This window comes from Dolichospermum circinale AWQC131C (assembly GCF_000426905.1).
GTDB lineage: Bacteria > Cyanobacteriota > Cyanobacteriia > Cyanobacteriales > Nostocaceae > Dolichospermum > Dolichospermum circinale.
Window position 1 is genome coordinate 78,496 of sequence record NZ_KE384593.1, and the last position, 331, is coordinate 78,826.

General features: G+C 30.8%; 1 pseudogene. It reads left to right on the top strand.

The window, feature by feature from the left end:
• Positions 1–26: 26 nt before the first annotated feature.
• A pseudogene (locus tag ACIR131C_RS21865) lies at positions 27–331 on the top strand (IS4 family transposase); the annotation flags it as partial.

A 331-nucleotide genomic window follows, 5' to 3' on the forward strand; every position in this document is an offset into this window, starting at 1 on the left:
GAAGGATTAAAATATTTTGATTAACCATGATCATAAACTCATTTCCCAAGATTGTCAAAAATATCCTGGAAGGACTACCCAAAAATGATTATCCTGTTTTAAACAGCCGTCTTTTTGTTGAGTGTTGGTTGGCTTATGCTCTGGATAATAGCTTAAGGAGTATGCGAGATTTATTTAAACGATTAAATAATACAGGTTTTGATGTAGATATTTCCACATTTTCCAAAGCCAACACTCATCGAAGTCAAGAAGTATTCCAGAAAATTTATCAACAATTAAATAAATTAGTGCAGAATAAAGTCCACAAAAAGTTACATGATAAATATGCAAT